This window comes from Terriglobales bacterium, assembly GCA_035561515.1.
GTDB lineage: Bacteria > Acidobacteriota > Terriglobia > Terriglobales > Acidobacteriaceae > DATMXP01.
Map to the genome: position 1 here is coordinate 14,150 of DATMXP010000044.1, position 19,772 is coordinate 33,921.

Below are 19,772 nucleotides of genomic sequence, written 5' to 3' on the forward strand. Positions count from 1 at the left end.
ACTCCCACGAGTTTCGGAAGTTGTACCAGAGTGGATGGATGGGTGTCGACCTGCACGCATCAGCATTTGGTAAGCTCGTCCCAGTGAAGGAACAAAGCATCTCGGAATTCATAGCAGCCCTTCCGAAAGCGGAGCTGCACCTGCACCTGGAAGGCTCCGTCGATCCAGCAACCCTCTCCGAGCTTAGCCGCCGCCACAACACGCCCCTGCCCGCGACGGAAAACAACTATGGCCACAATCCCGATAGCGGCAAAGAGCTCAGCGAAGACGACGTCCGGCAGCTCTATCGCTACCAAGACTTCAACGGCTTTCTCATGGCGTTCAAGGCCGTAACCGAGCGGCTCCGCACGCCCGAAGATTACGAGCTGATCACGTATCGGCTCATGCAGAAGCTCAAGTCCCAGAACGTCGTACATGCCGAGGTGTACGTCTCCGTCGGCGTGATCCACTGGCGCGGTCAGTCATTCGAGCACATTTTTGAAGGACTCGATCGCGGACGCGAGCGTGGCGAACGCGACTTCGGCGTCAAGCTCTACTGGATCTTCGACGCCGTCCGGCACTTCGGCGCTGAGGCAGCGGCAAAAGTCTTCGACCAAGCTGCCCGGTTGCGCGACCGGCACGTCATCGGGATCGGCATCGGTGGAGACGAGAATCGCGGTCCAGCCGTGTGGTTCCGCGACCTCTATGCCAAAGCCGCCGATCACGGCCTGCGTTTGACCTGCCATGCCGGGGAAAGCGCCGGACCCGAGTCGATCTGGAGCGCCCTGCGCGACCTGAAAGCCGAGCGGATCGGCCACGGTCTGACGGCAATTCAGGATCCCAAGCTCATGGACTACCTCGCCGAACACCAAATTCCGGTCGAGATCTGTCTCTCCTCCAACGTGCGCACCGGATGCTGCGCATCACTGCAAGAGCACCCGCTGCCCACCTACATCGACCGCGGAATGCTGGTGACGCTCAACACCGACGACCCCGAGATGTTCGAAACCACCCTGAACCGGGAATACGAACTAGCCGCCGAGATGTTCGGGCTGTCAACAGAAGCCCTCAAAAACCTGACAAAAAGCTCGATGAAAGCGGCTTTTCGATTAATTTGACATCATGATGCTTCGTTGATAGCATCATGATGCTATGCGAACCACCATCACTTTGGATGACGATGTTGCCGCCAGCATCAAGGCGGAGATGCAGAAGAAGGGCATCTCGTTCAAAGAAGCAGTGAACGAAGCTATCCGAGTAGGGCTTCTTCTGCAGTCCAAGGGAGCCAAGCAAAAGACCTTCAAAGTAAACGCTCGTCCGCTTGGGTTAAGACCCGGACTGAATTACGACTCTACGAGTGAACTTCTCGAACAGTTAGAAGGACCCTGGCACCGTTGATCGTCTGCGACGCCAACATCCTCCTGTACGCTTACAATCTGGTTTCGCCGCAACACACCGCTGCACGAAACTGGGTAGAAGCCACTTTTTCAGGCGAAGAGTCCGTTTTGCTTCCTTGGCCCGTCATTACTGCCTTCTTGCGGATCAGCACAAGCTCGCAAGCTTTCAATCAACCACTTAGCATGGCGGAAGCGACTGAAACAGTTGGCGAGTGGCTTGAGCAGCCTAAGGTTATGGCTGCCGTCGCGACCGATCGCCATTGGCTCATTCTCAGTCGAGTCTTAACCGAAGGGCAGGTTAGCGGACGCTCTACGATGGACGCAGAGATTGCCGCCTATGCCATCGAGTATGGAGCGACCTTGTGCACCTGTGATCGGGGTTTCGCTCGCTTTCCCGGCTTGAAGTTCATCAATCCCCTCACCTCATGACCTCCGGCTTCCAGTGCGCCTCATGCGGCGAATGGAACGAGACCTCCGTGGACGAATCCGCCGGCAGCAAGCAGTCTTACGTTGAAGATTGCCAGGTCTGTTGCCGCCCCAACGTGCTGAAGATCTGGTGGGATCCCGACCTGGCGCAGTTCCTGATCGCCTCCGAACTGGAATACGAATAGCTAAAATCGGATACTTGAGATTGCCGTCACCGTGTAAGCCCTAATAAAATCACTGAAAAGATCGTTGACGCGGAGCCACTTGAAAGACGTCATCGCCATTTATCCGGGTTCATTCGACCCAGTAACCAACGGGCATCTCGACCTGATCCAGCGCGGGAGCCAGATTTTCGATCAGTTGATTGTGGCCATCCTGCACAATCCTGAAAAAGATCCGTTGTTTACTCTCGACGAAAGACTCGAAATGCTGCGTGAGTTCACGGCGCAGTATGGCAATGTTCGTATCGATACGTTCAATGGACTGCTGGTCGATTACGCCCGGCAGGTAAAGGCAAAGGCGATTCTGCGTGGCATCCGCGCGATCAGCGACTATGAATACGAGTTGCAGATGGCACTCATGAACCGGAAGTTGAATCCGGAACTGGAAACGGTATTCATGATGCCTGCGGTGAGTTATTCCTACGTTAGTTCCCGGCTTGTGAAGGAGATTGCGCGACTGGGCGGCGCCGTAACAGGTCTCGTCCCGAAAGCCGTCGAAGAACGGCTGCTGAGCAAGGTAAACGGTAAATAATCAGTAGAGAGGACGTACCTTCATGGCCACGAGCACCATTTCTCCGACCACCCTTACCCAGCGGATCAACCGCATTGAAGTTTCCGCCACTATGGCGGTGGTGGCCGAAGCGGAAAAGCTTCGTTCCGCGGGCGCTGACCTGGTTGATTTCGGCGCCGGTGAGCCTCACTTCGCTACGCCGCAGCACATCAAGGACGCGGCCATCGCGGCCATTCAGAACAATTTCAGCAAGTACACCGCCGTGGGCGGCACCATCGAACTGAAGGATGCCATCCGGAACCGTCACGCGGCCGACTTCGGCTCCGACTACAAGCGCGAGGAAGTCATCGCCTCCACTGGCGGCAAGCACGCCCTCTTCAACGCCATCCAGGTGCTGGTCGATCACGGCGACGAAGTCATCGTCCCGGTTCCCTACTGGGTCTCCTTCAAGGACATCATCCAGTACGGTGGCGGCGTGCCGGTCTTCGTCCAGACCGACGAGAGCCGCGGATTCGCCCTTACCGCCGACATGGTGGAGCGCAAGATCACGTCGCGCACCAAGGCGATCATCCTGAACACGCCCAGCAATCCCAGCGGCGCTGTCATCGACCCCAAGGACGTCGAAGCCATCATCCGTCTGGCTCATAGCCGCGGCATCTACGTCATCGCCGACGAGTGCTACGTCTACCTCGACTACACGGGCAACCGCTTCTCAGCAGCTTCGATAAGCGGAGTGAAAGATCACCTGGTGGTGATTGGGTCCCTGTCGAAGACCTATGCCATGACGGGATGGCGCATGGGTTACGCACTCTCGCCGGCGCCGATTACCTCGGCCATGCAGAAGCTGCAAAGCCAGAGCACGTCGAACCCGACCTCCATCGTGCAGAAAGCTGCCGTCGCGGCGCTCACCAGTTCGCAGCAGTGCATCGGGGACATGAAGGCCGATTACGTGAAACTGCGTGACCGCATCGTTGAGGGATTGAATGACATTCCGGGTGTGAAGTGCGTGAAGCCAACTGGTGCGTTCTACGCGTATCCGAACATCTCCGCCTTCTTCGGTAAAGGCGGCATCAACTCCGCGTCGGATGCCGCGAAGAAACTGCTGCACGAAGCTCACGTGGTCGTCGTTCCCGGCGAGGCCTTCGGCACCACCGAGCACATTCGCCTGTCGTACGCGACGTCGTTGAAAGAAATCGAGCGCGGCCTCGAGAGGATGAAGAAGTTCTTCGAGGCGCTATAGCCTTTGTTGCGCCTGCTCCGGCGGTCCCGTCAGCGACGTGCTTCCATAAGCCCGCCACGTAAGTGGCGGGTTTGCTATTGCATAACACCGGCGAGTCCCCCTATGGATGACATTCGCAAGAAGCTGCTCGTCCATCCCTCCGTTACCTCGGTGCGTCTAACCTTCCCGAACTGCTGCTCGGCTAATCTCGGTGCGATACCATTGATTCCGAATGCCTGATCTTTACCCGCTGCTCCTGAAGCCAACCTTCGCCACGCGTCCGTGGGGCGCGAAGAATCTCTCGCCCATCTACCCGCAGTTTCCGGGAGCTCCCGGCGAACTCATCGGTGAAGCCTGGCTCTCCGGTGACGACTGTACCGTCGCGAACGGACCGCTCGCCGGAAAGAAACTGGGCGAACTGGTGCACGAATACGGACGCGCACTCATCGGCGAGACCGCACCGCAGCCTGATCACTTCCCGCTGCTGATGAAGTTTCTCTTCCCGAAGGAAAAGCTTTCCGTCCAGGTGCATCCGGATGACGAGGGCGCGAAGAAACTCGGCCAGCCCTGCGGCAAAACCGAATGCTGGTACGTTCTCGCATCCGAACCCGGCGCCACCATCGGACTCGGCCTCAAGCCCGGCACCACCCACGCGGAATTCGAGCGCGCCATCAAGGAAGTTCGCGCAGAACACCTGTTGAACTGGATCCCCGTTAAGCCCGGCGAAATGTATTACGTGGACGCCGGCACGGTTCACGCCATTGGGCCCGGCGTGATCCTGGTCGAAACGCAGCAGAACTCCGACACCACGTTCCGCCTTTATGATTACGGCCGTCCGCGCGAAATCCACGTCCAGCAGGGCCTCGCCGCCATGCGCGAACAGACTCACGCCGGCAAAGTGCTCGACGCGAAATCTCCCGTGCTGGTGTCATCTTCGTGCTTCGTCGTGGAGAAGCACGCGGCCAAGGGATCACAAGTGTTTGAACTTGGTACGCAGCCTGCGGCACAATGCCTGGTTGCAATCGCCGGATGCGGCATCATCGAATGCCCCGGGAAGGATCCAGTCACCTTTGCCTGCGGCGAATCGGTCGTCGTCCCCGCTGGCGTGAAAGCAACGGTGCGCCCACAGTGGGAAGTGGAATTCATCCGGGCGATGGTACCGGCGGGCCAGGTGAAGCTTTCAAAAACGCAGTTGGTGTCCGAATCTACGATCGTCTAACAGCTAGAGCTACATGGGCAAAAAAATAAACTTCTACCCCGTCATTCTCGCTGGAGGCCGTGGCACTCGCTTTTGGCCGCTCAGCCGCCGCAAACGCGCCAAGCAGATGCTCGCCCTCGACGGCGATCGCACCATGATCCAGCAGACGGTAGACCGCCTGTTGCCGCTCGCCGACGCCAAGCGTTTTTGGGTGATCACCAATGGTGACCTCCGCGACGGCATTGCCCGTCAACTTCCGAAGTTGCCGAAGAAGCAGATCATCGCCGAGCCCATGGGACGCAACACCGCACCTGCCATCGGACTCGCCGCCTTCATCCTCGAGCGCGACGATCCCGACGGGGTCATCGGCATGTTCCCCTCCGACCACGTCATTGCCGACGAGAAAGAGTTCCGCCGCGTCATCAAGAAGGCCGCCGACATCGCCGGGTCGGGCGAGAACATGGTCGTCATGGGTATCCAGCCCTACCGCGCCGAGACTGGCTACGGATATATCGAAGCCGGTGGCGAGTTCCAGAAAGAACAACTCCACGTCCGCCGTTTCACCGAAAAGCCGGACGAGCCCACCGCCGAACGGTTCCTCGCCGCCGGGAACTACTACTGGAACAGCGGCATGTTTGTTTGGGGCGCACGCACGCTGGCCAACGCCCTGCGCGAACATCTGCCGAACACCGCGCCGATCCTCGAAGAGATCGCCGCCGCCTACGGCACGCGTAAGTTCGAATCGGTCTTCAAGAAGCTTTACGCAAAATGCGAGAACATCAGTGTCGACTACGCCGTGCTTGAGCCGCGTTCCGCGAAAGGTGAAGGGCAGTCGAACCTCTACTGCATCCCGAGCAACTTCGGATGGAATGACCTCGGCTCCTGGGCCGCCCTTTACGACCACCGCTCCGCCAAGCAGAAGGGCGACGACAACGTCATCCACGGCAAGGACTTCTTCGCCCTGAACGCGCAGGGCAACTATGTCCACTCTCCCAAGAAGTTCGTCGCCACAGTGGGTGTAAGCAACCTCGTCATCGTCGAAACCGACGACGCCCTGCTCATCACCACCCGCGAGAAAGCGCAGGATGTAGGCAAGATCGTGAAGTACCTGGATGAAAAGAAGCTGGTGAAGCTGACGTAACGGGAACTATTCGTGCACTTCCGGTGTCTCTGACGATAGATGAATGTCTCCTTCAGCATTGTCCTGGCATGCCTCCTCTCTTATCCGGCATTGACCCAGGAACCCCCGGTGCTAAGTCCGCCTATCGCAGGCTCCCGAGTCGTGACGACTGTGCACCCAAAGTATCCGCAGGACGCATTGAATGCCCGTGTTTCTGGTGACGTGGCTCTGCGGGTTACGGTTGACCGAAGCGGAAGACCGAAGAAAGTTAGGATTTTGAGTGGGCACCCTCTGTTGACCAAAGCCGCCGCCGATGCGGTCATGCAATGGCGATTTCAACCTGTTCAGTTGAACCAAAAACGAATCGAGTATCAGGATTCAGTGGTGGTCAGATTCGTTCTACCTCCAGAACGCAACAAAGCGAATGTTGAATCGTCTCCGTCATCTACTACGTCGCCGCCTACCTCGAAATCATCCAAGTGGAAAAGTCAAAGGCGAGCCACCGACTAACAACCAACGACCGTTTCCTTTACAATCTCCCCTTTGCTGCAAACCTGAGCAGCCCAACGTGCTTCATACAAATTTGGCTCAGAATTAATTGCTTATTACTAATAACTAACTACTGAGGTCTTAATGCCCAAGGACATCAAGTTCGGCACCGACGGTTGGCGTGGCATCATCGCCGACGATTACACCTTCGAGAACGTGCGTCGCGCCGGTGGGGCCATCGCCGCCTATGTCTTAAAGAACGAAGACGCAAAGAAGGGACTCGTCATCGGCTACGACACGCGTTTCGGATCGCGTCGCTTCGCCGAAGCCATCGCCGATGTCATCACCGACGCCGGAATCCCCGTTTTCCTGGCCAACGACTTCACCCCCACGCCCGCCATCTCTTACTGCGCCAAGCACTGGGACACCGCCGGAGGCGTCGCCATCACCTCCAGCCACAACCCGTACATGTGGAACGGCGTGAAGTTCAAGGAGAAATTCGGTGGCTCCGCGCGCCCTGCGGTCATCAAGCAGATCGAAGCCGAAATCGCAGCCGGTTCCATGCCGAAAGGGCCGAAGGCCAAGATCGAAGAGCGTGACCTGAAAGCCCCGCATCGCGAGGCGATTCAAAAATTCGCCGACCTCGACAAAATTTCCAAGATCGGATTCAAGTTCCTCATCGACTACATGTACGGCGCCGGACGCGGCGTTGTCGGCCCATTGCTCCGCGAACACGGATGCAACGTTACCGAGATCCGCGGCGAACTCAATCCGATGTTCCCCGGCATCAATCCGGAACCGATCGAGCCGCACGTGAAGGCCGCACAGGAAGCCGTCGTCCGCGAAAAGTGCCACGCCGGCTTTGTCACCGACGGTGACGCCGACCGCATCGGCGCAGTCGCCGAAGACGGCATGTTCGTCGACGCCCACAAGTGCTACGCCGTCATCCTCCACTGGCTACTCAAGCACAAGAAATGGTCCGGAGCGGTAACGCGTGCGTTTAACACCACTCGCATGCTCGACCGCATCGCCAAAAAATACGACCGCGAGCTCGTCGAGCACGGCATTGGCTTCAAATACGTCTGCGACGTCGTCTTCTCCGGAAAAGAGGTCCTGGTCGGCGGCGAGGAATCCGGCGGCATCGGCATTCCGCGCTACCTCCCCGAACGCGACGGCATGTTGAACTCCCTGCTGCTCGCGAACGCCATGGCCGACGAAGGTAAGTCGCTCGGACAAATCGTAAAGAGCCTGCAGGAAGAATTCGGCTGGCATCACTATGGACGCCGCGATCTCACCATCCCCGACGACGTGAAGTTCGGCGCCATTCGCCGCGCGGATTCCGGCCAGGTCACCCAGCTCGGCAAGTACAAGGTGCTGCGGAAGGAAAACCTCGACGGCGTGAAGTTTTATCTCGATGCACCGAACCGCAATGGCCGCGACGCCGACGCTTGGGTCCTAATGCGTGCCTCCGGAACCGAGCCGCTGATGCGCATTTACAGCGAAGCATCGTCGCCGGAACTCGTGAAAGAGATCCTCGACTCTTCCGTTGCCTTCGTTCACGAGAAAGCAACGTCATCCAGCGGATCCTAAGCCGACGAAAACAGTGAGCGCGTGGTGACGTAGTGCCTCACCCCTACAGAATCACGCGCTCGTCTCCCACTCTTCTTGTCACCCGTTCGCGATCCAGATACTCCAACAGCGGGATCGCGTACTTTCGCGACACACCGGTCAGGTCCTTGAACTTGGTCACATCGATTTTTGCCGACTTGGTTTTGAAATCGGCAAGCCTGCGTCGCAGATCCGCCAAGGCGTCACGATGAAACACCAGGTCGTCCGCCAGTTTCACCAGCACTCGATCTCGCATCAGCAGCGTAACAATCTTCTGCGCACGCGCTTTGTCCAGCGGCAGCGCGGCAATCACTTCCTTCAGGGCCGGAACTTTCAGTCCCGCCTTCGCAAACGCCGACTCGATCGTCTGCTTTGCCTCGGCCTCTTCGTCTTTCATCACCACGCCGCGACCGGCAAGCCGCACCGTCTCGCCGGCCACTTCGACTTTTTTCTGGCGAACGACTTCGTTCACTACAGCCGCAAAAACTCCCTCCCCCAGGCCCGTCCGTTCCTGCAGTTCCTTCTTGCTGATTCCCGCGACCAGCGGATTCGCATCGTGAAACGCCGCCAGCGCCGCTGTCACCGATTGCATGGCGGACTCAAAAGCCGACTGTGCCACCAGCAGTTCTCCCGCGCGGATCACCTTTCGTTCCGCTGGCGCCTTCAACAACGCCGACGCCGTCGCCGCAACAACCGACGGATGCCACCCCGTCTCCGCCAGTGCATCGCGCAGACTCAACCCCTCGCTGCCCATGCGAGCAATTCGCGCATACAAAACTTCTTCAGGCTGTCCTTTCTGGAACGCACGCAGCCTCTCGATCACCGCCTCCGGTTCTTTCCGCACACGCGACCGAGCGAGCGGCGCCGCATCCAGTACCGCGCCTCCACCGATCGTTACCACAGGAGAAAACTGTCGCAGGATGAAGCGGTCTCCCGGCACCATTAGCGTCGGCTCAGCTAGGCGCAGTTGCGCGAATCCCGTCTCTCCCGGCTGCAACTGTTTGCCTTCATACAGCACAACCTCGGCAACCGTCTCGAACGTGTATGCATGAAGATGTACCCGCGCCCGACTCTTCAGCGGCTTTGCCTCTTTCAACAGCGCAATCGAAACGTCCACCGTCGACGTAGGTCGCAACAAACCCGGTTGCGTCAGCATCATCCCGCGCGCAAGATCTTCTGTCGAAACACCCGTCAGGTTGAGCGCGGTGCGTTCACCGGCAACCGCTTTCTCCGCCGCCTGTCCATGCACCTGCACACCGCGCACTCGGACGCGCTTCCCTGTCGGCGCAATCTCCACTTCGTCATCTTTGGTGACAAAACCCGAAATAAGCGTCCCGGTCACCACGGTGCCGAAGCCTTTCATCGTGAACACACGATCGATCGGCAACCGGAAGATCGCCTCCGCGCTCTTCGTCGGAACCTCCGCCGCGACCGACGCAATTTGCCGCTTCAGCTCTTCCAAACCCGCGCCAGTCTTGGAACTCACCGGCACAATCGGCGCACCATCCAGAAACGACCCGCGCAGGAACTCCTGCACCTCCATGCGGACGACGTTCAGTGTCTCCTCATCCACAAGGTCCGCTTTCGTCAGCACCGTGATGCCTCGCGGAATCGCCAGCAGCCTGCAGATGTCGAAATGCTCAACCGTCTGTGGCTTGATCCCTTCATCCGCGCCAATCACCAGCAGCACCATGTCGATGCCGCCGATCCCAGCCAGCATGTTGCGCACAAACCGTTCGTGGCCCGGAACGTCGACGAACCCGAGCCTCAACGCGTCTCCATTCGTGGTCGGCAACTCCAGATGTGCGAAGCCGATGTCGATCGTGATCCCGCGCCGCTTCTCTTCCTGTAGTCGGTCGGCATCAATTCCGGTCAGCGCCCGGACCAGTGCCGTCTTCCCATGATCAATGTGCCCGGCGGTGCCGACGATAATCGCTTTCATCCGCATCAGTGTACTGAAACCAGCCTCAACTTTGTTTTCGGAGTGGAGCAAACACCGCAACCCTGACCAGCAGCCCGTTTTTTGCCATCAACACCCATCGTTTTCAGGCATGCTCCTGCGGTTTCCGTGAGAAAATAAAGCTTACCGGCCCACCCCGGTTCCCTCATCATGCCAGACACAGCCTCGACTTCAGCCATCACCCCCAAAGTGTTGAAAGACCACGGCATCACGCCGGAGGAATACCAGAAAATTCTCGACCTGCTCGGACGCGAGCCCACCTTCACGGAACTGGGCATCTTCAGCGTCATGTGGAGCGAGCACTGCTCGTACAAATCCTCGCGCGTGCACCTGAAGCGGCTTCCCACGCGAAGCAAGCGCGTCGTGCAGGGCCCCGGAGAGAACGCCGGTATTATCGATATCGGCGACGGCTGGGCCTGCGCGTTCAAGATCGAGTCTCACAACCACCCTTCTTTCATAGAACCGTTCCAGGGCGCAGCAACCGGCGTCGGCGGCATTCTTCGCGACATTTTCACCATGGGCGCTCGCCCCGTTGCCGTTATGGATTCGCTCCGCTTCGGTCCGATTCGCAAATCGAACGGCGCCGATCAGGCGACGATCCACCGCAATCATTCGATCCTTGAAGGTGTGGTCAGCGGCATCGCCCATTACGGAAACTGCTTCGGCGTGCCGAACCTCGGGGGCGAAACCAAGTTCGAAGACTGCTATTCGCAGAACCCGCTCGTGAATGCCTTCGCCCTCGGCCTCATGCGGCGCGAGAAGATCTTCTACGCGAAGGCCGCTGGTGTTGGAAATCCCGTTATCTACGTCGGTTCGAAAACCGGGCGCGATGGCATCCACGGTGCCACCATGGCCAGCGAGGAATTCACCGAAGGCTCCGAGCAGAAGCGACCTAACGTTCAGGTCGGCGATCCCTTCCTCGAAAAGCTGCTGCTGGAAGCCTGTCTTGAAGCCATGGAGACCGGTGCCGTCGTCGGCATTCAGGACATGGGTGCCGCCGGACTCACCTGCTCCACCTGCGAGATGGGTGGACGTGGCGGAGTCGGCGTCGAGATTGAACTCGACCTCGTACCTCAGCGTGAAACCGGCATGAGCCCGTACGAGATCATGCTCAGCGAATCGCAGGAGCGCATGCTTCTCGTCGCGGAAAAGGGTCGCGAAGAGGAAGTCTTCGCCGTGTTCCGCAAGTGGGGACTCGACGCCGCCGAAGTCGGCCGCGTCATTCCCGAGAACACCATGCGCGTGCTCCAGCACGGCAAGGTGGTCGCCGAGATTCCCAACACTGCGCTCACCGACGAAGCTCCCATTTACAAGCGTCCACTCGACCGCTGGGAAACTCCAGTTCCCCGCGAAATGCCGGACGGCATCGAACTCGGCAAAAAGTCCGAGCTAACTGCCGAGTTCAAGCAACTGCTCGCCTCGCAGAACATCAACTCCAAGCGCTGGATCACCGAGCAGTACGAATCCTACGTTCAGCTCACGGGAGTGCAACGTCCCGGCGGAGACGCCGGTGTAATCCGCGTCAAAGGCACCGATCGCGGACTCGCCATGGCCCTCGACGGCAACGGGCGCTGGTGCTACCTCGATCCGAAACTCGGAGCCATGCACGCCGTCGCCGAAGCCTGCCGTAACGTCGCCTGCGCCGGCGCAACTCCTGTCGCCGCCACCAATTGCCTGAACTTCGGCAACCCTGAAAAGCCGCACATCATGTGGCAGTTCTCACAGGTTATCGATGGTGTCACCAAGGCCTGCGAAGAACTCGAAACGCCCATCACCGGCGGCAACGTCAGCTTCTACAACGAAACCCTCGGCGAAGGTATTTACCCCACTCCGGTTCTCGGCATCGTCGGTATCCTCGACGACGCCACGAAGCACGCCACCCCGCACTTCAAGCAAGCTGGCCGTGCCATCATCCTGCTCACCGGCTCCGAGCCGGGCGATGAAACCGACGCGGCCATCGAGTTCGGCTCCTCCGAATACGCGAAGGAAATCATCGGCAAGCTTTGGGGATTCCCGCCCGCGCTTGAACTCGAGCACGAAGCCAACCTGCAGAAGTGCATCATCGAGCTGATCCGTTCCGGGGTCATCGAATCCGCCCACGACGTCTCCGAAGGCGGTATCGCTGTGTGCCTGGCCGAATCCGGGTTTAAGGGCACCATCGGAGCTAAGGTGGAACTTGCCGCCAACGGGCTCCCGGCCGAGTATGTCCTCTTCGGCGAAGATGCCAGCCGTATCGTGGTTTCCTGCGACCAGGGCCACGTTTCCGGAATCAAACAGGTAGCGGAACGCTACGGCGTTGGGGCAGCAGTCCTCGGGCAGACGACTCCTGAAAAGCTTGAAATCTCGATTGACCGCAAGCCGGCAGTTTCGGCGAGCGTCGCTGAACTTTTTGCTGAGTGGGATTCGGCTCTCGAACGTGACCTTCACGTCGAAACCGAAGAACACCTTGTTCCTGACATTTTGCAGAAGAGCTAATTGCGGCAGAACCAAAGGGTTGAGAGCAGACGATGATTGTTCCTTTCGACAAATTGCATGAAGAGTGCGGAGTAGTTGCGGTTTACGCCCACCCCGAGGCGTCCAAGATGGCTTACCTCGGACTTCACGCTCTCCAGCATCGCGGACAGGAATCAGCAGGCATCGCTGCGTCCGACGGTACCCTCATTCGTACGCACAAGCAGATGGGCCTCGTCGTCGAAATCTTCACCGAAGACGTTCTTGCGAAGCTTCCGGGCACCCAGGCCATTGGCCACACCCGTTACTCCACCGCCGGGGACTCCGCCCTGCTCAACGCTCAGCCCATCATGGTCGATTGCAACAAGGGCATGATGGCCCTCGCGCATAACGGCAACCTGACCAATGCCGCTGCGCTTCGCTCCAAGCTTGAGTCCGAAGGCTCCATCTTCCAGACCTCCAGCGACACCGAGGTCATCGTCCACCTCATCGCGCTCTCGAAGGAAAAGACCCTCGAAGACGCCATCGCTGACGCCCTGCGCCGCATTGAAGGCGCCTTTTCGCTCGTCATCTCCACTCGCGACCGCATCTTTGCCGTCCGCGATCCACGCGGCTTCCGTCCGCTTTCCATGGGACGCATCAAGGCAGGCGAAGCGCTTCGCAAGGACGCCATCGTATTCGCCTCCGAAAGTACCGCGTTTGATCTTATCGGCGCTGAACTCGAGCGCGACGTTAGGCCCGGGGAGTTGATCGTAGTCGGGGCCGAAGGTATCCGCTCCCGCTTCTACTCACCTGCTCAGCCGATGTCGGCCTGTATCTTTGAGCAGGTCTATTTCTCCCGTCCCGACAGTGTTGTCTTCGGGCGCTCCGTCGCTAGGAGCCGCGAAATGATGGGACGCCAACTCGCTCGCGAATCAGGCATAGATGCCGACCTCGTCGTCGCCGTCCCCGACTCCGGTGTTCCCGCTGCGATTGGCTACGCCGCCGAAAGCGGAATCCCCTTCCGTCCCGCTCTCATCCGCAGCCACTATGTCGGACGCACGTTCATTGAGCCCGAACAGCGTGTCCGGGACTTCGGCGTTAAGCTCAAGCTCAATCCGGTGAAGAGCTTGCTCGAAGGCAAGCGTGTCGTCCTCATCGACGACTCCATTGTCCGCGGGACCACCAGCAAGAAGATCGTTCGCATGATCCGTCAGGCTGGTGCCACCGAGGTCCACATGCGGATCTCCTGCCCTCCCACCATAGCTTCCTGCTACTACGGAGTGGACACCCCACGTCGCAAGGAACTCATCGCTGCCAACAAGACGGTGGAAGAAATCCGCCAGTTCATCGGTGCCGATTCCCTCGCCTATCTCTCGCTCGAAGGTATGAAAACGGCTTGTGAGGAAGGCGAACAGGTCACCTATTGCGACGCGTGTTTCACCCGCCGCTACCCAACCGATCTGGTCGACGTTCACGACATCCAACCCGCCGCTGCGATCATCGAAAAGTAAGTCGGGTCAAATTTACCCGCAGTATGGAATATTTACTAAGCAGTAAATTTTTTCCTAAGTGAACCTTAGGAACCCTTAGAAATACTGCTAAAATATTTCACAGTTCAGGTGTTTGCCAGTTAACTAACTTGTAATCCAAGCCTGGACCACCGTTCTCTGATTTTCACCCTTCGAAGGAGTCCTTTTTGTCACCCATGCTTCCTCTGAAAGAGTCGGCTCGCGCGCGAATTGTTGAGGTCGTGCGCACCCTTCAGCCGAACATTCCCGAAATTACTGCGGCATGGCGCAGTCGTATGTTCGAGGAATTCGAGTTCGATGGCCGCGTCATGGCCGCACTCGAGCGGCTCAATATTGGCACTGGTTTCGCCATCTTCTGCCGTAGCGACTTCGGAGCTTTCTTCGAACACCTCACATACTTCGGTACACGCCTTGCCAAGCTGAATGTTGATACTCGTGCGGTCGCTCGATCGCTCGAACTCTACTCACAGTTCTGCGAGAAGCATCTCGACAGGCTTTCTCCTATGGCGCGCGCCGAAGGTGTCGCTGCCCTGGAAAGCTTCTACTCCATAACGTTCGTCGCTGTCGCCGGAGCTTACTTCGACGCTCAGGGCAATTCTTCTTCAACTCTGCTTTCCGTTCTCGACGCCGAACTCTCTTCCAGCAATCTGAATACGCTGCTCGATCGAATTCTCCGCACCACCACCGAAGCCTTTCATGCAAACCTCGGCATGGTACTTCTGCGTGAGGACCACGACGAATTTCTCCGTCCCAAGGCGGCCGTTGGAATCGATCTCGCTCCCGGACTCGCAGTTCCTCTCGGCACCGGATTCACCGGGCAGATCGCCCAGACCGGCGAGCCCGCAATCCTGCCGGACCTCGAACACACCCACGGACTTCTGAACCCCGTGCTCCGCCAGAAGTCGAAGGCTCTCTGGGGTATGCCGCTCCGCATCAGCGATCAGGTGATCGGGGTTCTCGTGATGGGCTTCCAGAAACCCTACGAGTGGCTGCCGAGCGAAAAAGAACTCATGCGGGCCATCGCCGAACGTTCTGCTCTCGCCATCGAGAAAGCGCGCTTCAACGACGCCCTTCGCGAACGTGAGCTCCGTATCGCGGAACTTTCCGCTCACCTGCTCCGGGCTCAGGAAGACGAACGCAAGCGCATCAGCCGTGAATTGCACGATGCCACTGGCCAGCAACTCATGGTCATCCGCCTATATCTGGGCATGCTCGACGGCGGTGCTGCCGATGCCGCCGAGCTCCACAAGAAGATCCACGAGACCGTCACCGTCGTCGATCAGACCATCGAAGGTATTCGCCGCATCATCGCCAAGCTTTCGCCCCTGGTCCTCGAAGAGCTCGGCCTTATCGCGGCTATCCGTAAGGAAGCAAAGGACTTCACCAAGCGGACTGGGGTTCGCACCCGCGTCGCCGTTTCCGACTCCGTCGGGCGTCTCTCAAACCTGACTGAAACTGCCGTGTACCGGGTTATACAAGAGGCCCTGCACAATGTGGCAAAGCACGCGCAAGCAAAAAGCGTGAGCTTGCAACTGACCCGGCAGGGTGAAATGCTTTCTCTGGTTGTTCAGGACGACGGGGTAGGAATTACCCACGCGCCAGTCGCCGGTCGCAATTTTGGACTCGCCGGCATGCAGGAGCGCGTCACCATGCTTGGTGGAACCGTAAAAGTAGCGTCAGCCAAAAACAAGGGAACTCGCATCGAAGTTAAGGTGCCCGTAACCCAGCGTTCCGAATCGGAGCGCGGAGCCAACCGCGGAGACATGCGCCCTTTTTTAGTGAGACGCGCGGCCGCGGCAGGAAAGCAGTTGAACTGAGTACGTCCCGTTACAGCGGAAACGATTAGGGCCAGGGGCCAAGAAGCGAGAACAGTATGCCGAAAATCAGATGTCTTTTAGTGGATGACCACACGCTTTTCCGTCAGGGTGTACGTCGCCTGCTAGAAAGCGAGTCCGACTTTGAAGTGGTTGGCGAAGCGGCCGACGCCGGTGATGCCGTCGAAAAGGCGCGTGAGTTGCGCCCTGATATCGTGCTCATGGATATCGGCATGCCCGGACTTTCCTCGTTTGAAGCCGCTCGCCACATCAAGAAAAACCGCCCTGAAACAAAAGTCTTGTTCCTCACCATGTACGAAGACGAGGACTACCTGGTCCAGTGCCTCGAAGTCGGCGCTTCCGGTTACGTCCTCAAAGACACCCCGGCCCCGCAACTAGTCACCGCCGTTCGCGACGTCTACAAGGGAGGCAAGTACCTGAGTTCCCAGGTACTCGGTAAGCTCGTCGAAGACTTCCGATCCCGCGTCCGCGACACCAAGATGCGCCCGCGCATTTCCACTCTCACTCCTCGCGAGCGCGAAATCCTCAAGTTGCTGGCGGAAGGCAATTCCGTAAAAGAGATCGCCGTTCTGCTCGGCCTCAGCGTAAAGACCGTGGAAGCGCACAAGTTCAACCTCATGCGCAAGCTCGACATCCACAACAAGGCGCAGTTGGTCACCTACGCCATCCAGAAGAAGATCATCAAGATTCCAGTCAACCAGTAATCAATCCGACCAACAAACGCCCGGTCAATCCATGGCCGGGCGAAATTTTTTTGACAGCTTTTCAAACACCTTTCGCCGACCTCGCACGTAACTACTAAGGCTTAACCCTTGCAACAACTTAGGCCAACTCACGCAAGTCTTCCTCCGCTGTCAACATCGCTGCCAACTAACGCAAATGTGATTTCTCCCTCTTGACGAAAATTCTCAAGTCGTGGCACTCTCGAATTCGCGTAGGAGAAAGACCCGTCATGAAACGAATCCTCAATTCGAGTAGGCAATGGCTGCCGACCATAGTCGGTTGCGATGCCGGACGGGTATTGTTTGGATACTCCCACTAACTTCGCAGCCGGACCGGCGCTGTTTCCTACGCAAATCGTTCACAACCGACTTTGGCTATAACTGTCGCTGAGTGGTGAAGACCGCGGTTCCTTCGTCTTTTAACGAATAAAGTGCCGCTGTCGCATGTTCCCTCAGCCCATTTCCGGCCAGTGGTGAAGGATACGGATACTTCTTCTGGTAGAACGCCGCAAGGCGGGGGGTTCAAATCCCCAAACGCCGTGTCCGCTTGTTCCCTGGCCAAGAATCGCCCCTGATTTTGTTCAAGGGTCCCCGAAACGCGGCGTTGTTGCGCGTTTTGGGGCAGTTCGCCGGTGGCGAAGACCACGGTTACTTCGACTCATAATCGGGAGGACGCAGGTTCGAATCCTGCCGGAGCCTGGCTCCGTAGCTCAGCGGTAGAGCACCAAAACGTACCGGGTCGCTTATTCCCCGGCGATCGACAAACGCATTAACATTCCCGGCTCAGCCGGTTAGAAAGCAATTTGTATGAGTTTCACCATTAAGAACGGAACGCCGGTCCACAAGGATCCCCTGTGCTACTCCTGCAACTGGGTACACATGCAGCGCGGTTTTCGTGAGAGCGAAGAACTCGTCTTCTGCAATTACGCAAGCATGCGCAAGGTTCCCTTCCCTGTGCGGGAGTGCAGCGATTACCGCAATCGCACTCACCCCACCTGGGACCAGATGGAAGAACTGGCGCTGCCCATAGATGGCACGACCACGTACAAGCCCGCCGGCTTCCTCGTCGGAATTTCGACAGCAGCCGGCGACGAAGAAGAATAATCCCGCCGCCATACGCGGCCGGATAGAAAGGAGGCCGCATTGGAAACCATTTTCGTCATCCTCTTCGGATTCATCGTCCGCGCGATCGTCTCGGCGATCCGCGACCGTACCGAAGCTATCTCGATCACGCCGGTCGCGCAATCGCTTTGCGTCTCGTGCGCCTACGCGCACATCGCTCGCGGATACGCCGCGGGCCAGGAACTGACCTACTGCACTTACGCCGGAGTCTCGCGTGAAGTAAACTTCGCGGTCTCCGATTGCAGCATGTTCTGCGACCGTAACGCGACCGCGCCGATCGTTCGCGTTATCGGATTCGCGAACACCAGCGATCAGTCGTTCTGCCCACTCGTAGCACGGACGAGCGGCTGATCGCATCACCAAGAGCTAACAGCTAGAGCTAATAGCCAACGGAGACCATCATGGCCCGACTCAACATCATGAAGCTTTCGCATCTCGCCGCACCGCGCACTCACGAAGGCGCACCGGCGCGCACGATCAACGCCGAGCTCCAGCTCCGGCGCTCCGTCCTCGCCTGCCTCCTTTGGGAGCGTCAGTTCTACGAAGACGGCATCGAGATCGCCGGACGCATCGCCGAGCTCGTCCCCCGTGTCGCCGCCGACAAGGTTGCGAACCTCGCCGTCGAGGCGCGTTCCAGCATGAAGCTGCGTCATGCGCCGTTGCTTCTCGTACGCGAGATGGCGCGTCACGCATCGCATCGTGCACTCGTTGCCGAAACGCTCGAAGCCGTCATCCAGCGTGCCGACGAGCTCTCCGAGTTCGTCGCGCTCTACTGGGCCAACGGACGCCAGCCTCTCTCCGCGCAGGTGAAGAAGGGACTGGCTGCGGCCTTCGGCAAGTTCGACGCCTACGCGCTCGCCAAGTACGATCGTGCCGGTCCGGTCAAGCTGCGCGACGTCCTCTTCCTCTCGCACGCTCGTCCGCGCGACGAGGCGCAGGCCGCCGTCTGGAAGCAGCTCGTCGCTGGCCAGCTCGCCTCGCCCGACACCTGGGAGGTCGCCCTCTCCGGTGGCGCCGACAAGCGCGAAGCCTTCGAGCGCCTGCTCCGCGATAACCGTCTCGGAGCGCTCGCTCTGTTGCGCAACCTTCGCAACATGGCCGAGAGCGGCGTGGACGAATCGCTGGTGAAGTCAGCATTGCAGTCGCTGAACACCAGCCGGGTGTTGCCGTTCCGCTTCATCGCCGCCGCGCGTTATGCGCCGCAGTGGGAAGCAGAGCTCGAGAATGCGATGTTCAAGTCGGTCGAATCCGCGCAGAAACTGGCCGGAAAGACCATTCTTGTCGTCGACGTCTCCGGCTCCATGACGGCGCCGCTCTCCGCCCGTTCGGAGATGCAGCGTACCGACGCCGCCTACGGTCTGGCGATCCTCCTGCGCGAGATCGCCGAGGAGTTGAGCGTTTACGCCTTCTCCGACCGTTGCGTTCGTGTCCCGGCGCGCCGCGGATTCGCACTCCGCGACGCCCTCGACAGCTCGCTGCCGCACGGCTCCACGTACCTGGGCCGCGCGCTCGAGTCGATCCGCGAACCCTACGACCGCATCATCGTCATCACCGACGAGCAGGTCCACGACGCGATCCCGAACCCGCGCGGTAAGGCGTACATGATCAACGTGGCCAGCTATAAGAACGGGGTCGGCTACGGCAAGTGGACGCACATCGATGGCTGGTCCGAGTCCGTCATCGGCTACATCCGCGAACTCGAGGCCATACCCTCTTAACTCCGCAGTGGGGAAAACCTGCCCCACTGCGGGCTACTCTGGAACTGGCCGCCGACTCGTAGAGCGCCGCGGGCGTGACATCCCATAGACCGCCACGTAAGTGGCGGGATACATCCCGAAGTACTTCGACGGGCGTACCGCCGTATCCGCCGTGATCTGCCTTCGCTCCCGTACAACCTCGCTCGCTCGACCACCGAATTCCCTATTTGGAACCAGTTCCCATTCTGAAACGTTTGGCGTGTTTCCGAACACTTTTGACTAACGGCGTAGTTTAGTGAGGAAGTA

At 58.9% G+C, this 19,772-nt stretch carries 17 protein-coding genes; 16 read left to right on the forward strand and 1 reads right to left on the reverse strand.

The features are described 5' to 3' along the window. The first annotated feature begins 38 nt into the window (after window positions 1-38). The 9 genes from add (at window position 39) to VN577_19585 (ending at window position 8,150) form a co-directional block, all read left to right on the forward strand. Entirely contained in the window at window positions 39-1,097 is a 1,059-nt protein-coding gene (gene add / locus VN577_19545) for an adenosine deaminase (protein HWR17032.1), read from the forward strand. 34 nt (window positions 1,098-1,131) lie between these two features. Then, on the forward strand, window positions 1,132-1,377 hold the full coding sequence (locus tag VN577_19550; GenBank protein ID HWR17033.1) for a hypothetical protein: 246 nt from the start codon (window positions 1,132-1,134) through the stop codon (window positions 1,375-1,377). Further along, window positions 1,374-1,805: a TA system VapC family ribonuclease toxin gene (locus tag VN577_19555; GenBank protein HWR17034.1), complete on the forward strand. Its 432-nt coding sequence runs from the start codon at window positions 1,374-1,376 to the stop codon at window positions 1,803-1,805. The genes VN577_19550 and VN577_19555 overlap by 4 nt, the downstream gene beginning before the upstream one ends. Then, a complete protein-coding gene (locus VN577_19560) occupies window positions 1,802-1,987 on the forward strand; it encodes a CPXCG motif-containing cysteine-rich protein (protein HWR17035.1) in 186 nt (61 codons plus the stop codon). The genes VN577_19555 and VN577_19560 overlap by 4 nt, the downstream gene beginning before the upstream one ends. A 79-nt stretch (window positions 1,988-2,066) precedes the next feature. After that, window positions 2,067-2,555 carry a pantetheine-phosphate adenylyltransferase gene (gene coaD / locus VN577_19565; GenBank protein ID HWR17036.1) on the forward strand — a complete coding sequence of 163 codons (489 nt, stop codon included), beginning with the start codon at window positions 2,067-2,069 and terminating at the stop codon, window positions 2,553-2,555. A 22-nt stretch (window positions 2,556-2,577) separates the two neighbouring features. Next, window positions 2,578-3,774 (forward strand): pyridoxal phosphate-dependent aminotransferase, encoded by a 1,197-nt coding sequence (locus VN577_19570; GenBank protein ID HWR17037.1) that lies wholly within the window; start codon window positions 2,578-2,580, stop codon window positions 3,772-3,774. Between the two features lie 211 nt (window positions 3,775-3,985). Beyond that, window positions 3,986-4,972 carry a type I phosphomannose isomerase catalytic subunit gene (locus VN577_19575; GenBank protein HWR17038.1) on the forward strand — a complete coding sequence of 329 codons (987 nt, stop codon included), beginning with the start codon at window positions 3,986-3,988 and terminating at the stop codon, window positions 4,970-4,972. 13 nt (window positions 4,973-4,985) lie between these two features. Continuing rightward, window positions 4,986-6,092, forward strand: coding sequence for a mannose-1-phosphate guanylyltransferase (locus VN577_19580; protein ID HWR17039.1), 1,107 nt, complete (start codon window positions 4,986-4,988; stop codon window positions 6,090-6,092). A 612-nt stretch (window positions 6,093-6,704) separates the two neighbouring features. Continuing rightward, a complete protein-coding gene (locus VN577_19585) occupies window positions 6,705-8,150 on the forward strand; it encodes a phosphoglucomutase/phosphomannomutase family protein (protein HWR17040.1) in 1,446 nt (481 codons plus the stop codon). A 43-nt stretch (window positions 8,151-8,193) separates the two neighbouring features. Here the strand turns inward: VN577_19585 and selB are convergent, their stop codons facing one another. Beyond that, the gene (gene selB, locus VN577_19590) at window positions 8,194-10,110 is read right to left on the reverse strand and encodes a selenocysteine-specific translation elongation factor (protein HWR17041.1); all 1,917 of its coding nucleotides are present in this window, start codon (window positions 10,108-10,110) and stop codon (window positions 8,194-8,196) included. Window positions 10,111-10,278: 168 nt separating this feature from the next. On the opposite strand from selB, the gene purL reads away from it, so the two are divergent. The 7 genes from purL (at window position 10,279) to VN577_19625 (ending at window position 19,487) form a co-directional block, all read left to right on the forward strand. Beyond that, window positions 10,279-12,603: a phosphoribosylformylglycinamidine synthase subunit PurL gene (gene purL / locus VN577_19595; protein HWR17042.1), complete on the forward strand. Its 2,325-nt coding sequence runs from the start codon at window positions 10,279-10,281 to the stop codon at window positions 12,601-12,603. Window positions 12,604-12,635: 32 nt separating this feature from the next. Next, a complete protein-coding gene (purF, locus tag VN577_19600) occupies window positions 12,636-14,072 on the forward strand; it encodes an amidophosphoribosyltransferase (protein ID HWR17043.1) in 1,437 nt (478 codons plus the stop codon). Between the two features lie 194 nt (window positions 14,073-14,266). Beyond that, complete coding sequence (locus tag VN577_19605) at window positions 14,267-15,907, forward strand: GAF domain-containing sensor histidine kinase (protein ID HWR17044.1); 1,641 nt, start codon at window positions 14,267-14,269, stop codon at window positions 15,905-15,907. A gap of 56 nt (window positions 15,908-15,963) precedes the next feature. Next, entirely contained in the window at window positions 15,964-16,629 is a 666-nt protein-coding gene (locus tag VN577_19610) for a response regulator transcription factor (GenBank protein ID HWR17045.1), read from the forward strand. An 825-nt stretch (window positions 16,630-17,454) separates the two neighbouring features. After that, window positions 17,455-17,751 (forward strand): hypothetical protein, encoded by a 297-nt coding sequence (locus VN577_19615; protein HWR17046.1) that lies wholly within the window; start codon window positions 17,455-17,457, stop codon window positions 17,749-17,751. Between the two features lie 39 nt (window positions 17,752-17,790). Then, entirely contained in the window at window positions 17,791-18,120 is a 330-nt protein-coding gene (locus VN577_19620; GenBank protein ID HWR17047.1) for a hypothetical protein, read from the forward strand. Between the two features lie 50 nt (window positions 18,121-18,170). Continuing rightward, window positions 18,171-19,487: a TROVE domain-containing protein gene (locus tag VN577_19625; protein HWR17048.1), complete on the forward strand. Its 1,317-nt coding sequence runs from the start codon at window positions 18,171-18,173 to the stop codon at window positions 19,485-19,487. The last annotated feature ends 285 nt before the right edge of the window (window positions 19,488-19,772 follow it).

Bases quoted from the DNA above. Each gene is read 5' to 3' on its own strand.
- add (HWR17032.1), top strand. From the start codon at position 39: ATGGGTGTCGACCTGCACGCATCAGCATTTGGTAAGCTCGTCCCAGTG.
- VN577_19550 (HWR17033.1), top strand. From the start codon at position 1,132: ATGCGAACCACCATCACTTTGGATGACGATGTTGCCGCCAGCATCAAG.
- VN577_19560 (HWR17035.1), top strand. From the start codon at position 1,802: ATGACCTCCGGCTTCCAGTGCGCCTCATGCGGCGAATGGAACGAGACC.
- VN577_19570 (HWR17037.1), top strand. From the start codon at position 2,578: ATGGCCACGAGCACCATTTCTCCGACCACCCTTACCCAGCGGATCAAC.
- VN577_19575 (HWR17038.1), top strand. From the start codon at position 3,986: ATGCCTGATCTTTACCCGCTGCTCCTGAAGCCAACCTTCGCCACGCGT.
- VN577_19580 (HWR17039.1), top strand. From the start codon at position 4,986: ATGGGCAAAAAAATAAACTTCTACCCCGTCATTCTCGCTGGAGGCCGT.
- VN577_19585 (HWR17040.1), top strand. From the start codon at position 6,705: ATGCCCAAGGACATCAAGTTCGGCACCGACGGTTGGCGTGGCATCATC.
- selB (HWR17041.1), bottom strand. From the start codon at position 10,110: ATGAAAGCGATTATCGTCGGCACCGCCGGGCACATTGATCATGGGAAG.
- purL (HWR17042.1), top strand. From the start codon at position 10,279: ATGCCAGACACAGCCTCGACTTCAGCCATCACCCCCAAAGTGTTGAAA.
- purF (HWR17043.1), top strand. From the start codon at position 12,636: ATGATTGTTCCTTTCGACAAATTGCATGAAGAGTGCGGAGTAGTTGCG.
- VN577_19605 (HWR17044.1), top strand. From the start codon at position 14,267: ATGCTTCCTCTGAAAGAGTCGGCTCGCGCGCGAATTGTTGAGGTCGTG.
- VN577_19610 (HWR17045.1), top strand. From the start codon at position 15,964: ATGCCGAAAATCAGATGTCTTTTAGTGGATGACCACACGCTTTTCCGT.
- VN577_19615 (HWR17046.1), top strand. From the start codon at position 17,455: ATGAGTTTCACCATTAAGAACGGAACGCCGGTCCACAAGGATCCCCTG.
- VN577_19625 (HWR17048.1), top strand. From the start codon at position 18,171: ATGGCCCGACTCAACATCATGAAGCTTTCGCATCTCGCCGCACCGCGC.